Consider the following 26,999-nt stretch of genomic DNA (forward strand, 5'->3'; position numbering starts at 1 on the left):
CACGTCGGCAGCGTCGAGGATGAACGCGGCCAGCTCGCGGGCTTGCTGCGCGGGAGCCGGGCCGAGGAATTCTTGTCCGGACTGATCGCCGACGGGGAGCTCGCGCGCCTCGCCGAGCTGTGGGTCTGCGGCGTCGAGCTGCCGTGGTCGAAGCTCCATCCGCGCCGGCGACGGCTGGTCTCGCTGCCCCTGACCGCGTTTGAGGAGCGGCGCTGCTGGCTGGGCGACGCGCCCACGCTGGACGCCGAAGCGAGCGCCCAGCCCCCCGCCGATCCGGCCGGCTCGGCTCCCCCGCCGACCGGGTCCCGCCGCGTCGGGCGTCGGCTGACGAGCAGCGAGCTCGCCATGGCCGCGGCCTGGGCCGAGATCCTCCAGGTCGACGCCGGGGAGCTCGGCGCGCGCAGCAGCTTCTTCGATCTCGGCGGCGGCTCGCTGCTCGCGGTTCGCCTGACCAACCTGCTCGAGCAGCGGTTCGGGACCAAGCTGCCGATCGAGGCGGTGTTCAACGCGCCGCGTCTGGCCGAGATGGCCGCGATGCTCGAGCACCATGGCGTCGCGCCAGATGGGCGCTCGCAGCTCGACATGATCATCGAGAGCCTCGAGCTGATCGAGGGGGCGAGCGATGAACAGCTCGACCAGCTCGATCGGCTCGAGCAGCTCGAGCAGGGGAGGCCGCGCGAATGACCAGGCGCGTCGCCAGCTCCGGCCGGGTCCAGGAGCTCGTGCGCAAGCTCGAGCGCCTGTCGCCCAAGCAACGGCGGGCGCTGCTCGCCGTGCTCGACCAGCGTGGGGTCGACCTCTCGGTCCTCGACGGCGTGCCGATGCTCGCCGCGAGCGACGACGCGCCCGTGCGCCTGTCGTTTGCCCAGCAGCGCCTGTGGTTCCTCGCTCAGCTCGACGGGCCGAGCGCGGCCTACAACATCCCGCTCGCCGTGCGCCTGCGCGGGCCCCTCGATCGCCCGGCGTTGCGGCGTGCGCTCGAGGACCTCGTCGCGCGTCACGAGGCCCTGCGCACGCGCTTCGTCGAGCGCGATGGCGTGCCGTACCAAGAGGTCGACGCGCCGGGCCAGCTCGTCATCCGCGAGCGGCCGCTGGCCGATCCCGCGGCGCTCGACGCCGTGTGCGAGGCCGAGATCACCGCGCCCTTCGAGCTCGAGGGCGAGCCCTTGTTTCGCGCCCTGCTGCTCGAGCTGCGCGCCGACGACCACGCGCTGGTCGTGACCATGCACCACGGCGTCTCCGATGGCTGGTCGATCGGGGTGTTCGTCCGCGAGCTCGTCGCGCTCTACGAGGCCCACCGCGCCGGTCGGCCGGCACGGCTCGCGCCGTTGCCCGTGAGCTACGCCGACTACGCCAAGTGGCAGCGCGCGTGGCTCGACCGGGGCGCGCACGCAGCCCAGCTCGACTACTGGACCGCGCAGCTCGCTGGCGTCGATCCGCGCCTGACCCTGCCGACGGATCGCGAGCGCCCGGCGGCCAAGACCTACGCCGGCGCCCGCGTTCAGGTCGAGGTGCCGCTCGCGGTCCTCGATCGCATCCGCGCGCTCGCCAAGGACCGCGAGGTCACGCTGTACATGGTCCTGCTCGCGGCCTACGGGCTCGTGCTCCATCGCTACACCCGCGCGACGGACCTCGCCGTCGGGACCGTCGTGGCCAACCGGCCGCGGGCGGAGCTCGAGGGCGTGATCGGCTACTTCGCCAACACCTTGGTCATGCGCCTCGACCTGGCCGGTGGCCCGAGCTTCGCCGAGCTGCTCGCGCGGGTGAAGCACACGGCGCTGGCGGCCTATGCCCACCAGGAGCTGCCCTTCGAGGCGATCGTCGAGGCCCTGCAGGTCGAGCGCGCGCTCAACCTCTCGCCCGTGTTCCAGACCATGTTCGTGCTGCAAGCGGCCCAAGATGGGGCCAGCGCGCAGGTCGGCGGGCTCGAGGTCGGCGCGATCGAGCTCGACCCGAAGGTCACCAAGTTCGACCTCGGGATCGAGGTCTACGAGACGCCGACGGGGCTCGCGGGCTTCGTCGAGTACAACCGCGACCTCTACGAGCGGGCGACGATCGAGGGCTTCATCGGCCACTACAGCCAGCTGCTCGCGGCGCTGGTCGAGGTCGAGGCCGACACGCTCGCGCGGGCGCCCGCGTGGGGGCTGTCGATGATCGGGGCGGCCGAGGGCCGCCGGATCATCGAGCTCCAGACCGGCGCGCGCCGGCCCTACCCGGAGCAGCGCTGCCTCCACGAGCTATTCGAGGACCAGGTCCGTCGCCACGGCGATCGCATCGCGCTGGTCTCGGACAGCGGGAGCTGGACCTACGCCGAGCTCAACGCCTGGGCCAACCGCATCGCCCATCAACTTCGGGCCGCGGGCGTCGAGCCCGATCAGCCGGTCGGCCTCTACGCCGAGCGCTCACCAGCGATGGTCGCGGCGATCTACGCCACGCTCAAGGCCGGCGGCGCCTACATGCCGATCGATCCCGGGTACCCGGCGGGCCGCGTGGCCGAGATCGTCGAGCGCTCGCGGGTCGCCGTGGTCCTGACCCGGCCGCAGCTCGACGTCGCGCCCCTGGCTGGGGCCTCGACCTGCCTGACCTTGCTCGACGACGGTCGGGTCGCGGACGCGGCCGGAGTCGGGCTCGCGCCGATCAGCGAGGCCAACATCTCCGCCGCCGAGATCGGCCTCGACGCGCGCAAGCTCGCCTATGTCATCCACACCTCGGGTTCGACGGGTCGACCCAAGGGCGTGATGATCGAGCATCGCGCGGCGCACAACCGCATCGACTGGATGCAGCACGAGTACCGCCTCGGCGAGGCTGATGTCGTGCTTCAAAAGACGCCGTTCGGGTTCGACGTGTCGGTCTGGGAGTTCTTCTGGCCGCTGCTGCACGGCGCGCGGCTCGTCGTCGCAACGCCCGAGGGTCACAAGGATCCGGCCGCCCTCACCGAGACGATCGAGCGCCACGGGGTCACGACGCTGCACTTCGTGCCCTCGATGTTCCGGGCCATGCTCGACGAGCCCGGCTGGGCGCGCTGTCGCAGCGTCCGTCAGGTCTTTTGCAGCGGCGAGGCCCTGAGCCCGGAGCTGTGTGTTCGCCACTATCAGCGCCTGCCCACGGCCGCGCTCCACAACCTCTACGGGCCGACCGAGGCCGCCGTCGACGTCAGCTACTGGCCCGTGCCCAACGATCCACAGCTCGCGGCCGTGCCGATCGGGCGACCGATCCAGAACATCGAGCTCTACGTGCTCGATGAGGACCGCGCGGCCGTGCCGATCGGGTGCGTCGGTGAGCTCTACATCGCCGGTCACGGCCTGGCCCGGGGCTACCTCCACGCGCCCGAGCAGAGCCGCGAGCGCTTCGTCGAAAACCCCTTGGCGAGCGAGCCCGACGCGCGGATGTATCGGACCGGGGACCTCGCCCGGCTCGCGCCCGACGGGACGCTTCACTACCTCGGGCGCATCGATGATCAGATCAAGCTCCGCGGCTTCCGCATCGAGCTCGGTGAGATCGAGTGTCGACTCGGCGAGCAGCCGGAGGTCCGCGCGTGCGCGGTCGTGCTGCGCGAAGATCAGCCCGGCAACCAGCAGCTCGTGGCCTACGTGGTCCTGGACGCCGGGCTGACTCTGGGCGACTGCCGGGCCAAGCTCGAGGCCGAGCTCGGCGGGAGCCTGCCCGAGTACATGGTCCCCCGCGCGTTCGTGGCCCTCGTCGAGCTGCCGGTCACGGCCAACGGCAAGCTCGATCGCAAGGCCCTGCCGGCGCCCAGCCGCGAGGCCTTCGCCGCGCGCAGCTACGTCGCGCCACGGACCGAGCTCGAGCGGGCGCTGGTGCAGGTGTGGGCCGAGGTGCTCGAGCTCGAGCCCGGGGTCGTCGGCGCCGAGGACTCGTTTTTTGCGCTCGGCGGTCACTCGCTGCTGATCCCCGTGCTCGTGGCCAAGCTGCGCGAGCGGGGCCTGACCGTCAGCGTGCGCGCCGTGTTCAGCGCGCCGACGCTCGCGGAGCTGGCCACGCGTCTCGACCGTGGCGCGGCCCCGGCCTACGTCGCCCCGGCCAACGCCATCCCCCCCGGCTGCGAGCGGCTGACCCCGAGCATGGTCCCGCTCGTCGACCTGCGTCACGAGGAGCTCGACGCGATCGTCGCGGCGGTCCCGGGCGGCGCGGCGCAGATCCAGGACGTCTATCCGCTCGTCGCGACCCAAGAGGGGATCTTGTTCCATCACCTGATGGATCCGAGCCACGATCCCTACCTGGTCTCGACCCTGTTTCGGGTCGACGACGAGCCGGCCTGCGCGCGCTTCGTCGCCGCGGTCCAGGCCCTCGTCGATCGCCACGACGCGCTGCGCACGGCGATCGTGACCACGGGCGTGCGCGAGCCGGTTCAGGTCGTGCATCGCAGCGCCTCGGTCGCGGTCGAGCGGGTGCGCGTGGGGCCGGGTGAGGACCCACGCGCGCGGGCCGAGGCGATCCTCGCGGCGCCCGGGGCCTTCGACCTCGCCCGTGCGCCGCTGCTGCGCCTGTTCATCGTCGAGCGAGACGGCGAGGCCCAGCGCCACCTGATCGTCAACGCCCACCATCTCATCGAGGACGCGACCTCGCTGCGCATGACCCTCGCCGAGCTCGCGGTCCACATGGGCGGGCGCAGCGAGCTGTTGGCAACCCCCGGTCGCTACCGCGACTTCGTCGCCTACACGCGCCATCAGCAGCGCAGCGGCGCGATCGAAGCCGAGTTCCGGGCGATGCTCGGCGGGGTCGACGAGCCGACGCTGCCGTTCGGCCTCGACGACGCGCGCCGGGACGCGCGCCACGTCGCGCGTCTGCGCCACGCCCTGCCCGAGGGCCTGGGCGTCGCGCTGCGCGAGCAGGCTCGGACCCGCGGGGTTGGCCTCGCCGCGCTGGTTCATCTCGCGTGGGCCTGCGTGGTCTCGGCGACGAGCGGACGCGACGACGTGGTGTTCGGCACGGTGATGTCCGGGCGCCTGCAAGGGGTGCCCGGCGTCGAGCGGATGCTCGGCAATTTCATCAACACGCTGCCGATGCGGGTCAGCCTGGCCGACAGGAACGTCGACGCGCTGCTGCGCGAGGTCGACGAGACCCTCGCGCGCCTCGTCGAGCTCGAGTTCGCGCCGTTGAGCGTCGCCCAGCGCTGCACCGATCTCGACGGCGACGCGCCGCTGTTCACGGCTGTCTTCAACTTCCGCCACTTCGAGCCCGGGCCGGCCGACGCCCCGACGATCGACGACTACGGCGTCCACTTCGTCGCGGCCATGGACGGCATCAACTACCCGCTGGTCGTGTCGATCGACGACTTCGGGGCCGAGCTCTCGCTCGACATCCAGGTCGACGATCGGATCGACTGCGAGGCGCTCGCAGCCTACCTCGAGACCGCGCTCGCGCAGCTCGTCGCCGCCCTCGCTCGGGACGACGGTGGCGCGGGGACCCTGGCCCTGGCCCTCGACGTGATCCCGGCCGCCGAGCGCGAGCGGCTCGTCCACGGCTGGGCCGGCGCGAGCGTGGTGCCCGAGCCCGGCGCCGACACGCTCATGGGCGCGTTCGAGGCCCAGGTCGCGCGCACGCCCGCGGCCGTGGCCCTGCGCGACGGGGGCCAGACCATGAGCTACGCCGAGCTCGACGGCCAGGCCAACCAGCTCGCGGCTTGGCTGATCGAGCGCGGGGCGGGCCCCGGCGAGCTCGTCGGCGTGCGCATGCCTCGGAGCGTTGCGCTGTTCGTCGCGATCTACGCCGTGCTCAAGACCGGGGCGGGCTATGTGCCCTTCGACGTGGAGCTGCCGGCCGATCGGGTGGCTCAGATCTCGGCCGACTGCGCGCCGCTGCTGATGCTCGAGCAGCTGCCCGAGCTCGACGGATGGCCGACGACTCCGCCGACAACTCGGGCCTCGGGCCCGCGCTCGCCGAGCGAGCTCGCCTATGTGCTCTACACCTCGGGCTCGACGGGCCGGCCCAAGGGGGTGGCGATCTCGCAGCGCGCGAGCCTCAACTGGATCGCCTGGGGCGTGGCCCACTACGGCCGCGGGCCCCACACCCGGATGCTGCACAAGACCTCGATCGGCTTCGACGTGTCGGTCACCGAGCTGTTTGGCCCGCTGCAGGTCGGGGGCAGCGTCGTCATCGCGCGCCCGGGGGGCCACCGCGACCTCGCCTACCTCGTCGAGCTGATCCGCGACGCGGAGGTCAGCGACGTCAATTTCGTGCCCTCGGCCCTGGCCGCGTTCGTGGCCGAGCCGGGGGTCGACGCGTGCACGAGCCTGCGAGTCGTCGAGGCCGCGGGCGAGGCCCTGCCCGCCGCGCTCGTCGACGAGTTCGCCGCGCGCCTGCCCGGCGTCGAGCTGCACAACCTCTACGGCCCGACCGAGGCCGGCGGGATCACGGCGTGGCGCTGTCGACCTGGGGCCGAGGGCGCGCGGGTGCCGATCGGCGCGCCAGTGTGGAACGCCCGGGCCTACGTGCTCGACGCCAACATGCGGCTGTTGCCGTCGGGCGTCCCCGGCGAGCTCTACCTCGCGGGCGCACAGGTAGCCGAGGGTTACCATGGGCAGCCCGAGCTCAGCGCCGCGCGCTTCTTCGCCGATCCCTTCGTGCCCGGGGCGCGGATGTATCGCAGCGGCGACCTCGCGACGTGGCGGGCCGAGGGCGTGCTCGACTACGTCGGCCGCGCCGACGATCAGATCAAGCTGCGGGGCTTTCGCGTCGAGCCTGGCGAGATCGAGCACGCGCTCCACGAGCACGTTGCGGTCAGCAAGGCCGTGGTCACGACTCGTCGCGTCGGCGAGCTCCAGGCGCTCGTCGCCTACGTTCAGCCGACGCCAGCGTGGATCGACGCGGCGCCGGGCGAGGGCCTGGGGGGCTCGGCGAAAGCCGGGCTGATCCGCGCGCTCAAGCGTGAGCTCGGCGAGCGCCTGCCGGACTACATGGTCCCGCAGATCTTCGTGCTGCTCGCCGAGTTCCCGCTCACGCCCAACGGCAAGGTCGACAAGCGGGGCTTGCCGGCGCCGACCGAGGACGACCTGTCGAGGCGCGACTACGTCGCTCCGGGGACCGAGCTCGAGCGGGGCTTGTGTCGGGTCGTCGCCGAGATCCTTGGCCTCGGTCGGGTCGGGCTGCTCGACAGCTTCTTCGAGCTCGGCGGGGACTCGCTGCTCGCCACGCGCCTGAGCCTGCGCGTGAGCCAGGAGCTCGGCGTGCAGCTGCCGCTGCAGCTGATCTTTGGCGGGGCGACCCTCGGCGATCTGGCCGCCGAGCTGGCCGCCGAGCTGGCCGCCGCGAGGGGCCCCGCGCCCGCGTCGGGCCAGCCTGCGCAGCTCGAGGCCGCGGTCGCCGGGCAGGCGCCGCTGTCCCTCCAACAGCGCGAGCTGTGGTTCCTGAGCTGGCCCGAGCACCTCGGCAGCGCGTGCGACAACATCCAGGTCGCGTTTCGGATCCGCGGGCGCTTCGACCGAGGGGCCTGCGCGCGGAGCCTGGCCGCGCTCGTCGAGCGCCACCCGATCTTGCGCACGAGCTACGTCCGCTCCGGAGCGGGCCACGTCCAGCGTGTCCACGCCGCGATCGAAGTCGAGCTTCCCGTCGAGCTCGTGGCCGACGAGGCCGCGGCGCTGGCCTGGCTGGCGGCCGAGCGGCTCCGGCCGTTCGCGCCAGCGGACCCCAGGGTCTTGCGGGCCCAGCTGCTGACCCTCGCCGAGGGTGATCAGGTCCTCGTGCTGACGCGGCCGTGGGGCATCTTCGACGGCTGGTCGATGAACATCGTCGTCCGCGAGCTGCTCGCCCTGTACGCGGCCGCGCTCGGGGGCCCGGATCCGGAGCTGGCCCCGCTGCTGCTGGACTACGCCGGCTTCGCGCGTTGGCAGGCCGAGGTCGTCAGCGACGGCGAGCTCGATCGTCAACGCGGCTACTGGCGCCGCCAGCTCGCCGGGCTGCCGGCGTGGCTGCCCCTGCGCGGTGACTACCGCCGGCCGGAGGTCTCGGCCCAGCAGGGGGCGGTCGAGCGCGTTGCGATCGGCGCGAGCGAGCTCGAGGATCTCCGGGCGCTGGCCAAGGCCAACGGCGCCACGCTCTACATGACCCTGCTCGCGGGCTTCGCTGCGTTGCTCGGGGCCCGGGTCGACGGGCGCGAGCTGGTCATCGCGTCGCCCGTCGCCAACCGCCCGCGCGCCGAGCTCGAGGGCGTGGTCGGATATTTCGTCAACACGGTGGCCCTGCGGCTGGCCGTGGAGCCCGAGCGCAGCTTCGCGGCGCTGCTGCGCGAGACCCAGCGCGTGACCGCCGAAGCCCACAGCCACAAAGACCTGCCCTTTGCCGAGCTCGCCTCGGTCCTCGCCCCCGGGGCGCCACCCCGGGCTCAGCTGATGTTCAACTTGCTTCCGCCTCCACCCCCGGTCGCTGGCGCGTCGGCGCTGGCCGTCGACACGCTGTGCTCGCAGTCGGGCAGCGCCCGCCACGAGCTCAACCTCACCGTTTTGGCCCGCGCCGATGGCCTCGAAGGTCAGCTCGAGTACAGCACCGAGCTGTTCGGCCAGGCGACGGCCGCGGCGCTGGTTCGCGGCTACGCCCGGCTGCTGGCCGCGGCTGTCGCGAACCCCGAGGCGTCGCTCGCGACGCTGCAGGCCGCGAGCGCGGATCGGGAGGTCGAGCGATGACCAGGGCTGACGATCCCCGACCGGTGGCCGACAGCGACGTGGCGATCGTCGGCATGGCCGGGCGGTTTCCAGGTGCTGACGACGTCGAGGGCCTGTGGGAGCTGCTGAGCAACGGGCGCGAGGGCATCACACACTTTGATCGCGAGCGGCTCGCGGCCGCTGGCGTGCCGGCGGCGCGCCTCGATGACCCGGCCTACGTGCCCGCCCACGGTGAAATCTCGGGGGTCGAGCTGTTCGACACGGCCTACTTCGAGCTCACGCCGGTCGAGGCCGAGCTGACCGATCCCCAGCACCGCCTGCTGTTGACCACGGGCCACGCCGCGCTCGAGCACGCGGGCTACGACCCCGGGCGCTTCCCCGGCTTGATCAGCGTCTACGCCGGGGCGGCGATCAACACCTACCTCCAGCAGCGGGTGCTCCCGGCCGTCGACCAGACCTCGACCTCGAATCATTTCGCGGTGATGGTCGGCAACGACAAGGACTTCCTGGCCACGCGCCTGTCCTACAAGCTCGATCTGCGCGGGCCGAGCTACACGGTTCAGACCGCCTGCTCGACCTCCCTCGTTGCGATCCACCTCGCCTGTCAGGGCCTGATCAACGGGGAGTGCGACATGGCCCTCGCTGGCGGTGTGACCGTGAAGCTGCCCCAGACCAGCGGCTATCTCTACGAAGAGGGCACGATCCTCGCCAAGGATGGCCACGTGCGGACCTTCGACGCCGAGGCCAGCGGGACCGTGCTCGGCAACGGGGTCGGCGTGGTGGTGCTCAAGCTGCTCGCCGACGCGATCGCCGATCGCGACAGCATCTACGCGGTCATCAAGGGCACGGCGACCAACAACGACGGCTCGTCGAAGGTCAGCTTCGCGGCCCCCGGCGCGGCCGGGCAGGCCGCGGTCATTCGCGAGGCCCAGGCCGTGGCCGGGGTCTCGCCGCGCTCGATCAGCTACGTCGAGGCCCACGGGACCGCGACCCGGCTCGGCGACCCCGTCGAGGTCTCGGCCCTGACCAAGGCGTTTCGCCACGAGACCCAGGACACCGGTTTTTGTGCCATCGGCTCGATCAAGTCGAACCTCGGTCACCTCGACGCGGCCGCTGGCGTCGCCGGGGTGATCAAGACCGCGCTGATGATGCAGCGCCAGACCCTGGTCCCGACGCTCAACTACCGCGCGCCCAATCCGGCGATCAACTTCGACGCGAGCCCGTTTTGGGTCAGCACCGAGCGTAAACCATGGGCGTGCGAGGGCCCGCGGCGCGCGGGCGTCAGCTCGTTCGGCATCGGGGGCACCAACGCCCACGCGATCCTCGAGGAGGCTCCGCCACCGGCGGCGACGGGGCCGTCTCGGGCGACGCAGATCTTCGTGCTCTCGGCCCGCACGCCGAGCGCCCTGGCAGTGGCCGCGGCGCAGCTCGCCGACGACCTCGAGGCCCGAGATGAGGCCGCGCTGGCCGACGTGGCCTACACCCTCGCGATCGGTCGGCGGGCCCACGAGCACCGCCTGGCCTGCGTTGCGAGCACCCGCGCGGAGCTGGTCGCGGCGCTGCGCGGGGCCGACTCGTCGCGCGCCCCGGGCGACGGCGCGCTGGCTGTGGTCACTCCCAACGCGCTCGCGGACGCGGCCAAGCTGGCGGCGTCGCTGGCCGACGCCGAGCCGAGCTTCGCGGCCCACCACGGCGCGGCGCTCGAGGCCGGCGCGGCGACCCACGGCGAGCAGGGCCAGGGCTTCGCGCTCGCCTACGCGGTCGTCCGCTCGTGGCGCGACTGGGGCCTGCGGCCAGCGGCGATCCATGGCCAGGGTCCGCTCGCGCTGGGCGTGAGCTGTGCGCTCGGGGGCCTGACCCTGGCCGAGGCGGTCGCGCGGCTCGCTGGCGGGCGCCAGGGCGCGATCGCGGGGCCCGGGGTCGTCGCGCGTGATCGTGACGACGCCGTCGAGGGGACGGCGCTGCGGGTCGAGGCGGGCTGTCTCGCCGGCCTCGCGCAGGCCTGGGCCGGGGGCGCCGAGGTCGACTGGGACGCCTACTTTGGCGACGAGCGCCGGGGCCGGGTGCCGCTGCCGACCTATCCGTTCGAGGGCCGACGCTGCTGGCTCGCGGCGCCCGAGCACGCAGACCAGGGCGGGGCGCGCGGGGCGTTGCACCCGATGCTCGACGCGAACGTCTCGACGCTCGCGGGCGTGGCCTATCGCAGCGAGCGCAGCGGCGCCGAGTTCTACCTGGCCGATCACCGCGTCGACGGCGAGCCGGTGATGCCGGCGGTCGCCTACCTCGAGCTCGCGCGCGCGGCCGGGGAGCTCGCGCTCGGTCAGCCAGTGGAGCTGCGCGACGTGTCCTTCACCCGGGTGCTGGGCTTCGCCGGGGGCGAGCGGGCGCTGACGGTCGTGCTCGACCCGATCGACCCGGTCGACGGCGGGGCGGACTTCGAGGTCGAGGTCGAGGGCCAGGCCTACGCCAGCGGTGAGCTCCACCCGGCGGGCGCCGACGCCCGCGAGCCGACGCCGCTTGCAGGGGAGGGCGCGGGCTGGACCGAGCTGTCCCACGCCGAGTGCTACGCGACCCTGGTCGCTTGCGGCCTCGACTACGGTCCGCGGATGCGGGCGCTCGCCGAGCTGAAGGTCGGCGAGCGCGAGGCCGTGGGGCGGCTCGAGCTCCCCGACGCAGGTGCGCTCGGGGGCCAGACCGTGCTCGAGCCCGCGCTGCTCGACGGGGCGCTGCATGCCCTGGTCGTGTTGCTCGCGCGGGTCTACGGAGAGCCGCGCAGCTGCCTGCCCCTGACCGTGGGCAAGCTCGAGGTCTTCGCGCCGGTGGTGGGCTCGTGCCGCGCTCACGTGCGCGTCGTCGATCGCGGCGAGCGGACGGCCCGCGCCAGCTTCGAGCTCATTGGTGCCGATGGTCAGGTCTGCGCGCGCGGCTCGGAGTTGGTCGTGCGCGTCGGCGAGCGCGCGGCGCGGGCCGGGCTGTTGGTCCGTCGCTGGCAGCCTTGCGCGCCCGCGGACGGGCCCGCCCGTGTGCCCCTCGCGGGGGTCGTGGTCGCGTCGAGCCCGGCCCGGCGCGAGGCGCTGGCGGCCGCGCTGCGCGACCAGGGCGTCAGCGCGGTGTCGCAGATCGCCGACCCGAGCGAGCTCGCCAGCGCGCCGCCGCTGATCCTGGTCGACGAGCCCGAGGTCGAGACGTTGCTGCACCTGGCCCAGCGCCTGGTCGAGCTGGGCATCAGCGCCGCCAAACGGATCGTGGTGGTTCATCGCCACGACGCCCGGGGTCCGAGCTCGGACCGCGCGGCGCTCGGGGCCTTCGCGCGCACGCTGCGTGTGGAGCACCCCAAGCTCCACATGCAGGTCGTGGGTCTCGCGCCAAACGTCGACGAGCGTGAGGCCCTCGGCGTCGAGCTCGGCCACGGTGACGAGGAGATCGAGCTGCGCTACGCCGACGCGGGTCGGACCGCGCCGCGGCTCGTGCCCGCCCCGGCCGCCCGACCCGCGCCGCTGCGAGACGGGGGCGTGTACCTGATCAGCGGGGCCGGGGGCCTCGCGCGCCTCGTCGCGCGCTGGCTGCTCGGCCGCGTCGACGCGCGCGTGGTGCTGCTCAGCCGGAGCGCCGTGGTCCTCGACGCTGAGCCCGGCCTGAGCCATCGCCGTGTCGACGTGGGTGACGCCGCCGCGGTCGCGGCCGTGGTCGCCGAGCTCCGCGCCGAGCTCGGGCCGATCCGCGGCGTCGTCCACACGGCCGGGGTCCTGCGCGATGGCTTCGCGCTGACCAAGACGCTCGCCGATCTGCGCGCGGTCGCGGCCCCGAAGATCGCGGGCCTCGCCGCGCTGCGCACGGCGACCGCCGACGACCAGCTCGACTTCTTGGTCAGCTTCTCGTCGATCGCGGCCCAGATCGGCAGCGCCGGCCAGACCGACTACGCCTACGCCAACGCCTGGCTCGAGGCCGAGGCCGAGCGCAGCCCCGGGCTGCGCACCATCGCCTGGCCGATGTGGGCCGAGGGCGGGATGCGCCAGACCGCCGACGCGGCCGCAGACATCGCCGCGCGCTCGGGCTTCGCCGTGGTCCCGACGCGCGCGGGCCTCGAGCTGCTCGAGGACGCGCTCGGCGGGGACGGAGCCGTGCTCGCGGCCTACGGCGATCTCGATCGGATCGTGGAACAGGTCCCGGCCCGGGCCAAGTCCAAGGCCGGCGAGCGCGGCCCCGTCGAGGGGGCCGCCAAGCGCTCGCTCGAGGCCGCCGCGCTCGAGCTGCTGCGCGAGCTGCTGGCCAAGGCGACGGGCCTCGCGCCCGCCGAGCTCGACGCCGAGGCGGGCTTCGAGCGGCTGGGGATCGACTCGCTGATGATCACCAAGCTCAACCGCGAGCTCGACCGCCGGTTCACGGGCCTGTCGAAGACCCTGTTCTTCGAGTACGCCAACCTCGCGGAGCTCGCCGAGTACTTCGCCACGGACCACGCCGCCGAGCTCGAGCACGGCGCGTCGCCGGTCACCGTCGCACCTGTGGCCGCGTCCGCGCGACGCCCAGCAGCCGCGCCCGCGCGCCCGGCTCGGCGTCGGCGAACCAGCGCGGCGGCCGAGGGCGCGCTCGCTGAGCCCGGCGCCGTTGCGATCATCGGGGTCGCCGGTCGCTACCCAGAGGCCGACGATCTAGACGCGTTTTGGGCCAACCTCCGCGACGGTCGTGACTGCATCACGGAGATCCCCGCCCAGCGCTGGGATCACGGGCGCTGGTATGACGCCGACCCGGCGACGCTCGGTCGCGCGCACACGCGCTGGGGCGGGTTCCTCGGCCACGTCGATCGCTTCGATCCGCTGTTCTTCGGGATCTCGCCGCGCCACGCCGAGCTCATGGACCCGCAAGAGCGGCTGTTCCTGCAGACGGCCTGGCACGCGATCGAGGACGCCGGCTATCGCCGCAACGCGCTCGCCGGTCAGCCCGTCGGCGTCTACGTCGGCGTGATGTACGGCGAGTACCAGTTCCACGGGGCCCTGGATCTGCTCCGCGGGGGTCGCCCGCTGACCTCGTCGTCGTTCGCGACGATCGCCAACCGGGTGTCCTATGCCCTCGACCTGACCGGGCCGAGCTTCGCCCTCGACACCATGTGCTCGTCCTCGCTCACGGCCATTCACCTGGCCTGCGCGAGCCTGCGCCGCGGGGAGACCTCGCTCGCGATCGCCGGTGGCGTCAACGTGTCGATCCACCCCTACAAGTACGCGTTTCTCAGCCAGGGTCGGTTCCTGTCCTCGGATGGCCGGTGCCGGAGCTTCGGCGAGGGCGGCGATGGCTACGTGCCCGGTGAGGGCGTCGGCGCCGTGCTGCTCAAGCCCTACGCGCAGGCCCGTGCAGACGGCGACCGGATCCTCGGGCTGATCCGCGGCAGCGCCCTCAACCATGGCGGTCGGACCAACGGCTACACCGTGCCGAATCCGCGGGCCCAGGCCCGGGCGATCGAGACGGCCATGGCCGAGGCGGGCCTCGGCCCGGCCGACATCGACTACGTCGAGGCCCATGGGACCGGGACCTCGCTCGGAGATCCGATCGAGATCGCGGGGCTCAGCCGCGCCTACGGCCGCGCCGCGGAGCCCGAGCCCCGCCAGTGGGCGATCGGCTCGGTCAAGTCCAACGTCGGTCACCTCGAGTCCGCGGCGGGCATCGCTGGCTTGACCAAGGTCTTGCTTCAGCTGCGCCATGAGGCCCTCGCGCCCTCGCTCCACGCCGCGGAGCTCAACCCCAACATCGACTTTGAGCGCGTGCCCTTCGTGGTGCAGCGCGAGCTCGGGGCCTGGGCCCGGGGCGCGCGGACGCGGCGGGCGGGCTTGAGCTCGTTCGGCGCCGGCGGCTCCAACGCTCACCTCGTGATCGAGGAGGCGCCCGAGCCCGAGCTCGAGGCCGATCGACCCGCGGCCGAGCAGCGCGTGGACAAGCCCGTGCTGTTCGTGCTGTCGGCCCGCGACGACGATCGCCTGCGCGCCTACGCCAGCGCGGCGGCCGACTTCATCGAGGCCGAGCGCGTGCCCCTCGACGCCCTGTGCTACACGCTGCAGATCGGTCGCGAGCCGCTCGAGCGGCGCCTCGCGATTGTCACGCGCGAGGGCGCCGAGCTCGTCGCGCTGTTGCGGCGCTACGCCGCGGGCGGCGAGCTCCCCGAGCTCCCCGAGCTCGTCGGCGTCGGCGGGGACCTGGGCGACGCGGGTCGGCGGTGGCTGGACGCGGCGGAGGTCGACTGGGCGGCGCACCACGCTGGCGCCGGTCTGCGTCGGGTCCGGGCGCCCCTGTATCCCTTCGCCGAAGAGCGCTACTGGATCCCGTTCGACGCGGATCTGGGCTTGGATCTGGGCCCGGATCTGGGCCCGGCCCGCCTGCACCCGCTGATCGACGCGAACGAGTCGACGGTCGCGCAGCTGCGGTTTCGCAAGACGCTGCGGCCCGACGAGTCGCTGGTCCGCGACCACGTGATCGAAGGCCAGCCGCTCGTGGCTGGGGCGGCCACGCTCGAGCTCGCGCGCGCGGCCGTCGAGCTCGCCGATCCGGGGCGCGCCCACGCCCTGCGCGAGGTCGTGTGGGGCCGGCCGATCGTGGTCCTCGGGGCCGAGCGGACGGTCTACGCGGGCCTCGTCCCCGCGGGCGATCGCCTCGGCTTCGAGCTCTACAGCGAAGGGGAGGGCGGGCGAGTCACCCACGCCCGCGGGCAGGCCGTCGCGGTCGAGCACGAGCGCGAGCGACCCGCGGCGGTCCAGCTCGCGGCGGTCCGGGCCCGCGCGACCTGGACGCGCGCGGGTGCGGCCGTGGCCGCCGACTACGTCGACGCTGGCTTCGCCTACGGGCCGAGCTTCGAGGTGATCGAGGAGCTCTGGTGTGGGCCCAACGAGGCCCTCGTGCGGCTCGCGGGCGCCGAGGCTGAACCCGGCCTCGCGCTGCCGCCGGCGCTGCTCGACGGCGCGCTGCGGGCCTGCCACTGGGTCGGTCGCCAGGCGCCGCCGCGTCGCGGTGAGCTGGCCATCCCGTTTAGCCTCGGCGGCCTCGAGCTGTTCGAGCCGCTGCCCCCGAGCTGTTGGGCTCACGCGATCTCGGTCGGCCGCGCGGGCGAGGTCGAGCGCTTCGAGCTGACGATCTGCGACGGCGAGGGTCGGGTGCTCGCGCGCCTCACCGAGTTCGCCGGCCGCCTGCCCGGCGCGAGCGCGGAGCCCCAGCCCCAGTCCCAGCCCCGCGCGCTGCCAGCATCGAGCGAGGACGAGGGGGGCCCGCGCTTCTACGCGCCGAGCTGGGCGCCCGCACCGATCGCCGCCGCGGGGCGCGAGGCCGCGACCCTCGTGCTCGTGGGCGCGAGCGTCTCGGTCGAGCTCGCGATCCGCGATCTCGACAGCTGGGCGTGGGTGATCTGCGTCGACGACCCGGCCGCGCTGCGCTCGCGCCAAGCCGAGCTCGCCGCAGCCGGACCGCTCGACGTCGTGTTCGTCGCCGGTCTCGGGCAGGCGTCCACGCTGGCGGCGACGAGCGAGGGCCTCGCGGCCGTCACCGACGAGCTCGAGCCGTGCTGCTTTGCCGTGCTCGAGCTGCTGCGCGCCGCGGAAGCCGGTGAGCTCCGCGGCCCGGTCCGCTGCGTCGTCGTCCACGCTGGCGATGGCGATCAGTCCCGGCCCGAGCTCGGGGCGCTGGCCGGCTTCGCCCGCTCGACGGGCGCCGGGCTGGCGCGCTTCGAGCTGCTGAGCCTCGGCGTCGACGTCGAGCTGCCCGAGCGAACGCTGGCCGAGGCGGTTCACGCCGAGCTGCGCGCGGGCGGTCGCGCGAGCGGGCACGAGCTGCGTCTGAGCTCGTCGGGTACCCGTGAGCAGCGGACGCTCGAGCCGGTCGTGGAGCCAGCGAGCGCCGCACGAGGGCCGGCGCCGACGCTGCGCGAGGGCGCCGTCTATGTGGTCACCGGTGCCCGCGGGGCGATCGGTCGGGTGCTGTGCGAGCACCTCGCGCGGCGCTACCGGGCCAAGCTGGTGTTGCTCGGGCGCAGCAGCGCCGAGGCCGAGGTCGCGGCGCTCGAGCGGCTCGGCGGTCGAGCCCTGGCGGTGCAGGCCGACGTCTCGAAGCCGGGCGAGCTCGCGGCCGCGCTCGACGCTGCGCGTCGCCACTTCGGGGCCATCCATGGCGTGTTCCACCTCGCCGGGTCCGCCGACGACAGCCGGGCGAGCGCGGGTGATCGAGCTCGGTTCGCGGCGGTGCTCGCGGCCAAGACGCGGGGCCTCGCGCTCCTCGATCAGCTCACGCGCACCGACGCGCTCGAGCTGTTCGTCGTGTTCTCCTCGCTGTCCTCGCTGATCGGTGACTTTGGGGCGGCCAGCTACGCGACGGCCAACCGCTTCGCCGACCTCTACATCGAGCGGCGCGCGAGCTGGGCTCGGGCCGACGAGCGTCGCGGTCGGAGCCTGGCGCTGGCCTGGCCGCTGTGGTCCGTGGGCGGCGTCGACGAGCTCGTCACGTCAGCCGAGCGCGCGGCCTACGAGCGCCGCAGCGGCATGGGGGCGCTCGACGCCCAGCAGGGCCTGGCGCTGTTCGAGGCCGCGCTGGCCATGGACCGGGCGTGGCTGGTGCCCGCGTGGGGCCGAGTGGAGAGCCTCGACGCGGCGCTCAGTCCGGCGCGCGCTGCCCGAGCGAGCCGCGAGGCGCCCACGAACCAACAAGCCACGAGCCAACAAGCCACGAGCCAACAAGCCGCGAGCCCGCGGCCGCCGGCCGGCGACCCGAGCCGAGCCACGCGGCGGCGGCTCGTCCTTCACCTCAGCGAGGTGCTCTCGACCGTGCTCAAGCTGGCGCCGGGGCGGCTCGACAGCCGCGTCCCGCTCGAGGACTACGGCATGGACTCGGTCCTGGTCATGGAGTCCAACGCGCTGCTCGAGCGCGACTTCCCCGGGCTGCGAGGGACCGTGTTCTTCGAGTTCCGCAGCGTCGACGAGCTCGCCGGGCACCTGCTCGAGGCCCACGCCGAGGCCGTGGCCGAGCGCTTCGCCGATCCACAGTCGCCACAGCCTTCACCACAGCCCTCATCGCAGCCGCACGCACCGAGCCCCGCCGCCGTCGCCCCGCTCGCGCGGGCGAGCGCCGAGCCGCGCACGGCCAGCGAGGCGAACACCGATGAGCCCGTGGCGATCATCGGCCTCGCGGGTCGCTACCCCAAGGCCCGCGACCTCGATGAGTTCTGGGCTAACCTCCTCGCCGGCCGCGATTGCGTGACCGAGATCCCGAGCGAGCGGTGGGACGTCGACGCCCTGTTCGACGCCGACCCAACGGCTCCAGGACACAGCTACGGGCGCTGGGGCGGGTTCCTCGACGAGGTCGCGGCGTTCGACTCGCTGTTCTTCCAGATCTCGCCCAAGCAGGCCCGGGCCATGGATCCGCAAGAGCGCCTGTTCCTCGAGACCGCCTGGTCGGCGCTCGAGAACGCGGGCTACTCGGCGTCGAGCTTGCCCGCGCCGCGGTTTGGGGGCCAGGGCCGCGACGTCGGCGTGTTCGTCGGCGTGATGTGGGGCGACTACGCGGTGCTCGCTGCGGAGGAGTCGGTCCGTGGCAACCCCCAGGTGGTGCTCGCCAACCGCTCGTCGATCGCCAACCAGGTCTCGTACTTCGGCGACTTCCGGGGTCCGAGCGTCGTCGTCGACACGGCGTGCTCGGCCTCGCTCGTCGCCGTCCACCAGGCCTGCGAGAGCCTCCGGCGCAGCGAGTGCAGCTACGCGATCGCGGGCGGCGTCAACGTCTCGGTCCACCCGGACAAATATGTACACCTGAGCCGCAAGACCATGCTCTCGCCCGACGGACGCTGCCGCGCGTTCGGGGCCGACGCCAACGGCTACGTGCCCGGTGAGGGCGTCGGCGCGGTCGTGCTCAAGCGGCTGTCCGAGGCCGTGCGCGACGGCGACACCATCCACGCGGTGATCCGCTCGACGGCCGTCAACCACGGCGGGCGCACGAGCGGCTTCACCGTGCCCAACCCCCACGCGCAGCAGGCTCTCGTCGAGCAGGCCCTGGCCAGCGCGGGGATCGACGCGCGGACGATCGGCTGCGTCGAGGCCCACGGGACCGGGACCTCGCTCGGCGATCCGATCGAGCACACCGGCCTCGCCCAGGCCTTCGCCAAGCACACCGACGAGCTCGGGTTTTGTGCCCTCGGCTCGGTCAAGTCGACGATCGGCCACCTCGAGGGCGCGGCCGGTATCGCCGGGCTGACCAAGGTCGCGCTGCAGCTGCGCGAGGGCGTGCTGCTGCCCACGCTCCACGCCGAGCGGCTCAACCCGATCATCGATTTTTCGAGCTCGCCGTTCCGAGTTCAGCGCGAGGCGGCGCCGTGGCCTGTGGGTCGCGACGCGGCGGGCAGGCAGGTCCCGCGCCGAGCTGCCGTCAGCTCGTTCGGCGCGGGCGGGACCAACGCTCACGTGATCGTCGAGGAATACCTCGCGCCGGTTGAGGCCCACGCGACGCCCAGGCCCGAGCTGATGCTGCTCTCGGCCCGCGACGAGGACCGGCTGCGCAGCTACGCCGCGGCGATCGGCGCGGCCTTGGAGCGCCACGCCGAGCGCGGGCTCCCGGGTGGGCTCGCCGACGTCGGCTACACGCTGCGCGTCGGTCGGGAGCCCCTGACCGAGCGCCTGGCTTTCGTCGCCAGCGATCTCGCCAGCGCAGCCGCGACCTTCGCGGCGTTCGGTCGCGGCGAGGGCCGGGCCGACGTCGTCCACGGGCCCGTCCCCGCGCGGCCGCCCCTGGCCGACATGTTGACGGCGAGCACTGGCGGCGCCGAATTTCTCGCCGCCCAGATCCACGCCGGCAACCTGGAGCTGCTGGCGCGGATGTGGGTCAGCGGCGTCAGCCTCGACTGGACTGAGGTCGACAATCTCGAGCGGGGGCGCGAGCGGGGCCCCAAGCGGGTGCCCTTGCCCACGTACCCGTTCGAGCGCGTCCGCCACTGGATCGAGCGGGGCTCGGGGTCGGCTCGGCCGCTGGCGATCGAGGCCGCGCCCGAGCAGGCGAGGGTCTGGCGTCGGCAGCTCGACATCAGCGAGCCGGTGCTCCGCGATCACGTCGTCGACGGGCGCGCGATCCTCCCGGGCGTCGGCCACCTCGATCTCGTCGCCGAGGCCTGCGGCGGTCTCGACGGCCGGGTGTTCGCCGATGTCCGCTGGCTCCGGCCGCTGAGCCTCGCGATCGACGGCGGGCTCGGGCAGTGCGAGGTCGAGCTCGATGGACGAGGCTACGAGCTGCGCGGTCCGAGCGGCGAGCTCTGCTCTAAGGGGCGGCTCATCGACGGCGGCGCGCGTCCGCCTGCGCTCGCCGTCGAGCGGCTGCAGGGCGCGCTCGAGCGTGGGCCAGCCGGGCCCGGCTTCTACGCCATGCTCGCCGGCATGGGCCTCCACTACGGGCCCTTCTTCCGCCGGGTCGAGCAGCTGTGGGTCGGGGACCACGAGGTCCTCGCGCGGCTCGGACCGGCGACGGTCGAGGCCGATCACGCCTTGCACCCGGGGGTCCTCGACGCGGCCTTGCACAGCTTCGCGGCCGTGCTGGTCCGCGCTCGCTCGGCTCAGGCGCGGCCGCTGCTGCCGTTCGCGGTCGATCGCGTCGAGCTGTTCGGTCCGGTGCCCACGCGCGGCTGGGTCCACGTCCGCGAGACCGGTCCGGCTCGCTGCGAGCTCAGCCTCGCCGACTCGAATGGGACCGTCCAGGTCCGCTTCGTCGGGCTCAGCTACCGCGAGGCCAAGTTCGGCGCGAGCGCGTCGGACACCGCGATCAGCTGCCGGCCGCGGTGGATCGCCCGCCCGGCCGAGGACCGGGCGGAGCCGGTGAAACGCGTGCTCCTGGTCGGGCAGGGGCTCGACGGAGCGCTCGCCGTCGGGATCGAGCGGGCCCACGGCGGCGCCGAGCTCGAGCGCCTCGAGCTCGGGGCCGGGGGCTTCGCGGCCGCGTCCCTCGACGCGCGCCTGGCCGAGTTGGCCGCGCCCGAGCTGGTCTACTTCATCGCGCCGACGGGCCCCGCAGCGATCGAGGACCGCGCGGCCTTGCGCGGGTGGATGGATCGGACCGTGGTCGCGCTGTTCGAGCTGGTCCGCGCGCTCGACCGTCGCGGCGTCGTGGCCGGTGGGCTCCGGCTGAAGGTCGTCACGACTGACGTCTACCCGTTCACGGCCGGCGAGCCCTCGTGCCCCTGGTCGGCCGGGCTCGTCGGTCTCGCCATGGTCCTCGCCAAAGAGCTGCCGAGCCTCGACGTCGGGCTCGTCGACGTCCGCAGCACGGAGCACCCGGAGGTCGCGGCGCAGGTCGTGGCCGAGCCCTCGCGGCCGCGGACCGCACCGGTGTGCCTGCGCGGCGGGGCCCGGTGGGAGCGGGTGCTCGAGCGCGTCGAGCTCGACCACGCCGAGGTCCCGCTGCGGCGCGGCGGCGTGTACATGATCATCGGCGGGCTGGGGACGGTGGGTCGTGACACCTGCCGGTATCTCGCCGAGCGCTACGCCGCGAAGCTCGTGATCGTCGGGCGCTCCTCGCTCGACGCGGGCCGCCGGGCGCAGCTGGCCGAGCTCGAGGCGGCGGGCGCCGAGCTGCGCTACCTCGCGCTCGACGCGACCGATCCGGCGGCGATCGCCCGGGCCGTGGACGAGGCCAAGCAGGCGTTTGGTGCCCTCCACGGGGTCATCCACGCGGCCATGGTCCTGGTCAAGCAGGTGGCGCGCGAGCTCGACGTGGCCCAGCTGCGCGCGGCGCTCGAGTCCAAGGCGGACTCGACCTGGGCGCTGCTGAGCGCCCTGCGTCGCGAGCCCCTCGACTTCGCGCTGTTCTACTCGTCGGGGGTCGCGTTCGAGGGCAACCACGGCCAGGCCGGCTACGCGGCGGGCTGCACCTTCGCCGACGCGCTCGCGCTGGACATGGCGGATCGCGTCGGCTTTCCGATCCGTGTGCTCAACTTGGGCTACTGGCACGCGGGCGGTGATCGCGAGCGCGAGCGCGTGCTCGAGCGCCTCGCCGCCGCGGGCATTCGTCCGCTCTCGGCCCGCCAGGGCATGGCCGCGGTCGAGCGGCTGCTCGCGGGTCCGCTCCGCCAGATCCTCACCGTCGACGCCGACGCGCACATCCTCAGCAACCTCGGGGTCGCGGCCGGGCCCGGGCTCGAGCGGCTCGCGACCGGGCCTGGGCTCGCGCGGCTCCCGGCGCCCGAGCTGCGCTTCGATCGCTCGCCGAGCGATCCCCAGCTCGACGCGCACCTGCGGGCCTGCGCCGAGGGTGAAGCGCTGTGCGTCGAGCTGCTGGCCGCGGTCCTCGCTCGCGCGGGGTTGTTCGCGGCGCTCGAGCGTCGGCCGCGGCGCGTCGAGCTCGGGCCGGCGCTCGGGGTCGTCGAGGACCACGCGGCGCTGTTCGAGCTGCAGCTCGACGGCCTCGTCGCCGCGGGCTATCTCGCGGTCGAGGGCGAGCTCGTTGGGGTCGGTCCGAACCGCCCGCGCGCCGAGCAGGAGCTGGGCCGGGCGCTCGAGCACCTCGCCGCACGTCAGGCCAGCGTCGCGGCCCTCGTCGGGCTGTCGCGCGAGTGCCTCGTGGCGATGCCGGGGATCCTCGTCGGTGAGGTCAACGCGATGGCGCTGCTGTTTCCGGGCGGCTCGCCCGAGCGGGTCGCGGCGCTCTACGGCGGCGACCCGCTGACCGAGATCTGCAACCGCGAGGTCGCGCGTGTCGTCGTCGCCGAGGTCGAGGCACGCCGGGCGATCGCACCCGAGGCCCGGGTCCGCGTGCTCGAGGTCGGCGCCGGCACGGGGGGCACCAGCGCGCCGGTGCTCGCGGCCCTCGCCGCGCACGCCGACGCCGTCGAGTACGTGTTCACCGACGTCTCGCGCGCCTTCGTCAGCAAGGGCCGCGCGCGCTTTGGTCCGAGCCATGGCTTCGCCCGGTTCGAGGTCCTCGACATCGAGGGCGAGCTCGAGGCCCAAGGCTTGGAGTTCGGGACCTACGACGTGGTGATCGGCGCCAACGTGTTTCACGCCACGCGCCGCCTCGCCCACACCGTGACCCAGGCCAAGCGCTTGCTGCGGCGCGGGGGCGTGTTGGTGCTCAACGAGGGCACGCGTCACCAGCATCAGCTCGCGCAGATCTTCGGTCTCACGCCGGGCTGGTGGCTGTTCATGGATCCCGACCACCGGATCCCAGGATCGCCGCTCGCAACGGCGCGCCAGTGGCGGGACCTCCTGGCCAGCAGCGGCTTCGAGGCGATCGTCGCGCGGGCGCCGACGACCGCGACGGGGCCTGCGTTTCAGTCTCTGATCGTGGGTCGCAGTGACGGCCTCGTGTCCCGCCCCGAGCGCTCGGCCCGGCCCGAGCCTGTGGCCACCCACGCGGCGCGTGAGGGCGCTGCGCCGCGAACCCCCGCGGGCGAGGCTGGGTCGCGCGCGCCAACGCAGCGCAGGGCGGGGACCCTCGAGCAAGTCACCGCCGTGTTCGCGCAGGTCTTGGAGATGACCCCCGCGCAGCTCGATCCCGATCTGACCTTCGAGAACTACGGCGTCGACTCGCTGGTCGTGCTCGAGCTGACCCGCGGCCTCGAGGCGATCTACGGCGCGCTGCCAGCGACCTTGCTGTTCGAGCGGATCACGATGCGTCAGGTGGCCGACTGGCTCGCGGAGCGGGCGGACCCGGGACCGGGACGCCGCCCGGCGGCCCCCGAGGCCCGCGAGGTCGGGACCGGACCTGTCCTCGCGCCGACGCTGTCTCCACCCCCGTCTCCACCCCCGTCGAACGCGGAGGCCCCGAGCGCGGCCCCGACACCGTCCAACGCGGAGGCCGAGCGCCTGCTCACCAGCTTGCCGGACAGCGTCGTCGACGCGCTGTTGTCCGAGCTGCTCAGCGGCCGTGACTCGATCCTCGAGGAGATCCAACGATGAAGCCGAGCCCGTTTCGCTGCGTGGTCATCGGCGAGCAGGCGCTGCTCGTCGAGTGCACGAGGCTGCTGCTCGCGCGCGGCCACGAGGTCGTCGCGCTGGTCTCACCCGAGGTCGAGCTGCGCCGCTGGGCCGAGGGGGAGGGTCTGCGCGCGCTCCCGTTCTCGCGTGCGCTCGCGACCGAGCTCGCCGAGCTCCGCTTCGACTACCTGTTCAGCATCGCCAACTTGCGGATCTTGCCAGCGGAGCTGCTCGACTTGCCCGAGCGCCTGCCGATCAACTTCCACGACGGACCGCTGCCCCGGCACGCCGGCCTGTTCGCAACCAGCTGGGCGATCCTCGCCGGCGAGTCCGAGCACGGCGTCAGCTGGCACGTGATGAGCGAGGAGGCCGACGTGGGCGACATCCTGGTTCAGCGGCGCGTGGCCATGGCTCCGGGGATCACGGCGCACGAGCTCGACGTCGCCTGCTTCGACGCTGGGATCGAGTCGTTCTCCGAGCTGGTCGAGCAGCTCGCGGCCGGGACCACGACGCGCCGCCCCCAGCAGCTGGAGCTGCGCAGCTACCACGGCAAGTACGAGGGCCCGCCACGGGGCGGACTGCTGAGCTGGCGGGCGCCAGCGGCTGAGCTCGACGCGCTCGTCCGCGCGACCAGCTTCGGGTCTCGGCGGCCGAACAGCTTCGGTCTCACGCTCGTCGCGCTCGACGAAGACGCGAGCGAGCTGCTCGTTGTCGAGGCTGCCCAGCTGGCCGCGGGGACGGCCGGCGCGGCGCCGGGAGCCGTCGTCGAGCTGGGGGCCGAAGGTCTGCGGATCGCGGCCCTCGACGGCGACCTGCGGATCACGGCGCTGCGCGATCTGAGCGGCGCGACCGTCGAGCTCGGCGTGCTCGGGCGGGTCGCGGCGGAGCGCGGCGGTCGGCTACCCGAGCCCTCGGCCGCCGCGGTCTTGGCCCTGAGCGAGGCCGGTCGCGCGGGGATGCGCGGTGAGTCCCGCTGGCTCCGGACCCTCGCCACCCGCTCACCGCTGCTGCCGCCGCGCTTTGGTCAGCTCCAGCCCTCGCTGCGCGCGGACGCGGGCCCCGTCGAGCTGCCCGCGGCGCTGCGCGAGGCGGGCCCGAGCCCCGAGGCCCTGGCCCTGGCGGCGGTCTTGGCCCTGCTCCGTCGCCTGGCGCGGGGCGAGGAGCGCAGCGTCGCGCTCGCGCTCGCGGGTCAGCGAGCCTGGACCAGCGCCGCGCTCGAGACCGAGCTGCAGCTCGACGTGCCGGACCGGGCGCTCGCGGACAGCCTGCCGCGGCTCGCCGCTCGCGTGGCCACGAAGCTGGCCAAGCTGCGGGGGAGGGCGCCGCTTCGCCGCGATCGATGGCAGCGCCACCCCGAGCTCGGCGCGGCCTCGCGAGCACCGCTGCCGATCCGCGTCGAGCTGCCGGGCGCGACCCTCGATGCGAGCGGCGAGCGAGCCCTGCGGGTGAGCATCGACGGCGCTGGCTCGCTGCGTTTTCATGCGGGCGCGGGTCTCGACCCGGACCACGCCCGGTGGCTGGCCGCGCGGCTCGAGCTGCTGTTGGCGGGCGCGGCCGCCGAGCCCGAGCGGGCCCTGGCCACGCTCGCGCTGCGCAGCCCCGACGAGCGCGCGCGCTGGCGCGAGTGGAACGCGACGGCCGAGGACTACCCGCGCACGCGCACGGTCTCGCAGATCATCGCGGCGCGGGCCAAGCTCGACCCCCAGGCGATCGCGCTGCGGGCCGGGTCGGTCGAGCTCGACTACGCGACGCTCGACGCGGCCGCCGACCGGCTCGCGTGGCGGCTGCTCGACGCGGGCGTGGCTCCGGGTGCGCGGGTCGGCGTCCACGTCGAGCGCTCGGCCGCGCTGGTCGTCAGCTTGCTCGCGGTGCTCAAGACCGGCGCCGCCTATGTACCGATCGATCCGATCTACCCACCGGTCCGGATCGGCTACATGCTCGCGGACTCGGGCGCGCGCGTCGTCGTGAGCGACGCGGGGTCCCAGGCGAGCCTGGCGGAGTTCGGCGTCGAGACCCTGACCGTCGCCGAGCTCGGGGGGCCGCGCGAGCCTGGGCTCGCGCCGGTCGACCGCTCGACGCCGGACGCGAGCGCCTACGTCATCTACACCTCGGGCTCGACGGGGCAGCCCAAGGGCGTCGAGGTCGGACATCGCGCGCTGCTCAACTTCCTGTGGACGATGGGGCGGAGGCCGGGCTTCGACGGCCGCGACTCGCTGCTGGCCGTGACGACGGTCTGCTTCGACATCGCCGGGCTCGAGCTGTACCTGCCGCTGGTCCGCGGCGGGCAGGTCGAGATCCTCGCTGCCGAGGTCGCCGCCGACGGCCTCGCCCTGCGGACCCGGCTCGAGGCTGCGGCCCCGACGGTGATGCAGGCGACGCCGACGACCTGGCAGATGCTGCTCGCGGCCGGCTGGGCGGGCGACCCCCGGCTGCGGGCGCTGTGCGGCGGCGAGGCCCTGCCCGCCGAGCTCGCCGATCGTCTGGTCGGGCGCGTCGCCGAGCTCCACAACATGTATGGCCCGACCGAGACCACGATCTGGTCGCTCGTCGATCGGGTCCGCGCGGGCGAGCCGGTGACGATCGGCCGGCCGATCGGCAACACCCGCTGCCACGTCCTCGACGAGCGCCGCGAGCCCGTGCCGCCGGGGGTCCCCGGCGAGCTCTTCATCAGCGGCGACGGCCTCGCTCGCGGCTACCTCGGTCGCGAGCAGCTGAGCGCGGCCCGGTTCGTGGTGCTCGCCGACGGGGACCGGGCCTACCAGACCGGCGACCTCGTGCGCGCGCTGCCCGATGGTCGGCTCGAGCACCTCGAGCGCATCGACGGGCAGATCAAGCTCAACGGCTATCGCATCGAGCTCGGCGAGATCGAGGCGGCGCTCCGGCGCAGCGCGGGCGTGGCCGAGGCGGTCGCGGTGCTGCGCGAGGACCAGCCCGGCGAGCGTCGACTCGTGGCCTATGTCGTCCCGGCGGCTGCGAGCGCGTCGCTCGAGCCCGCGGCCTTGCGCGCGGGCCTCGGTGCGAGCTTGCCGGACTACATGGTTCCGGCCGCGATCGTCATCCTGCCGACGCTGCCGCTCACGCTCAACGGCAAGATCGACCGCAAGGCACTGCCGGCGCCGGTCCTGCGTCGAGCTCGAACCGGCGAGGCGCTGCGCGGCGAGACCGAGGCGCAGATCGCCGGGGTCTGGTCCGAGGTCCTCGGTCTCGACTGGGTCGAGCCCAACGACAACTTCTTCGACCTCGGCGGCGACTCGCTCAAGCTGACCGCCGTCACCGCGCGACTGGCCGAGCACCTCGGGCGACCGGTCTCGCGGCTCAGCATGTTTGCCCACCCGACGGTGCGGGCCATGGCCCAACACCTCGTCGGCGAGGCGCCGGCGGCCGGACGCCCGCGACGGACCCGCGATCTCGGGGCCTTGGCCCAACGTCGCAGCCGCAGCCGACGGATCCCCCGCGGCGCTTGAACCTC

General features: G+C 73.8%; 4 protein-coding genes. All 4 read left to right on the forward strand.

Annotation, left to right across the window (positions count from 1 at the left end):
* Positions 1 to 684: acyl carrier protein (locus ENSA7_RS33325; RefSeq protein ID WP_146158430.1), on the forward strand; the 684-nt coding region annotated here is incomplete at its 5' end.
* Positions 681 to 8,639 (forward strand): non-ribosomal peptide synthetase, encoded by a 7,959-nt coding sequence (locus ENSA7_RS33330; RefSeq protein ID WP_106093458.1) that lies wholly within the window; start codon positions 681 to 683, stop codon positions 8,637 to 8,639. The genes ENSA7_RS33325 and ENSA7_RS33330, both read left to right, overlap by 4 nt.
* Positions 8,636 to 23,512 (forward strand): SDR family NAD(P)-dependent oxidoreductase, encoded by a 14,877-nt coding sequence (locus tag ENSA7_RS33335; RefSeq protein ID WP_106093459.1) that lies wholly within the window; start codon positions 8,636 to 8,638, stop codon positions 23,510 to 23,512. Before ENSA7_RS33330 ends, ENSA7_RS33335 begins: the two co-directional genes overlap by 4 nt.
* Positions 23,509 to 26,994 (forward strand): amino acid adenylation domain-containing protein, encoded by a 3,486-nt coding sequence (locus ENSA7_RS33340; protein ID WP_106093460.1) that lies wholly within the window; start codon positions 23,509 to 23,511, stop codon positions 26,992 to 26,994. The genes ENSA7_RS33335 and ENSA7_RS33340 overlap by 4 nt, the downstream gene beginning before the upstream one ends.
* The last annotated feature ends 5 nt before the right edge of the window (positions 26,995 to 26,999 follow it).

The organism is Enhygromyxa salina (assembly GCF_002994635.1).
In the GTDB taxonomy this organism is placed as follows: Bacteria; Myxococcota_A; Polyangia; order Nannocystales; family Nannocystaceae; genus Plesiocystis; species Plesiocystis salina_B.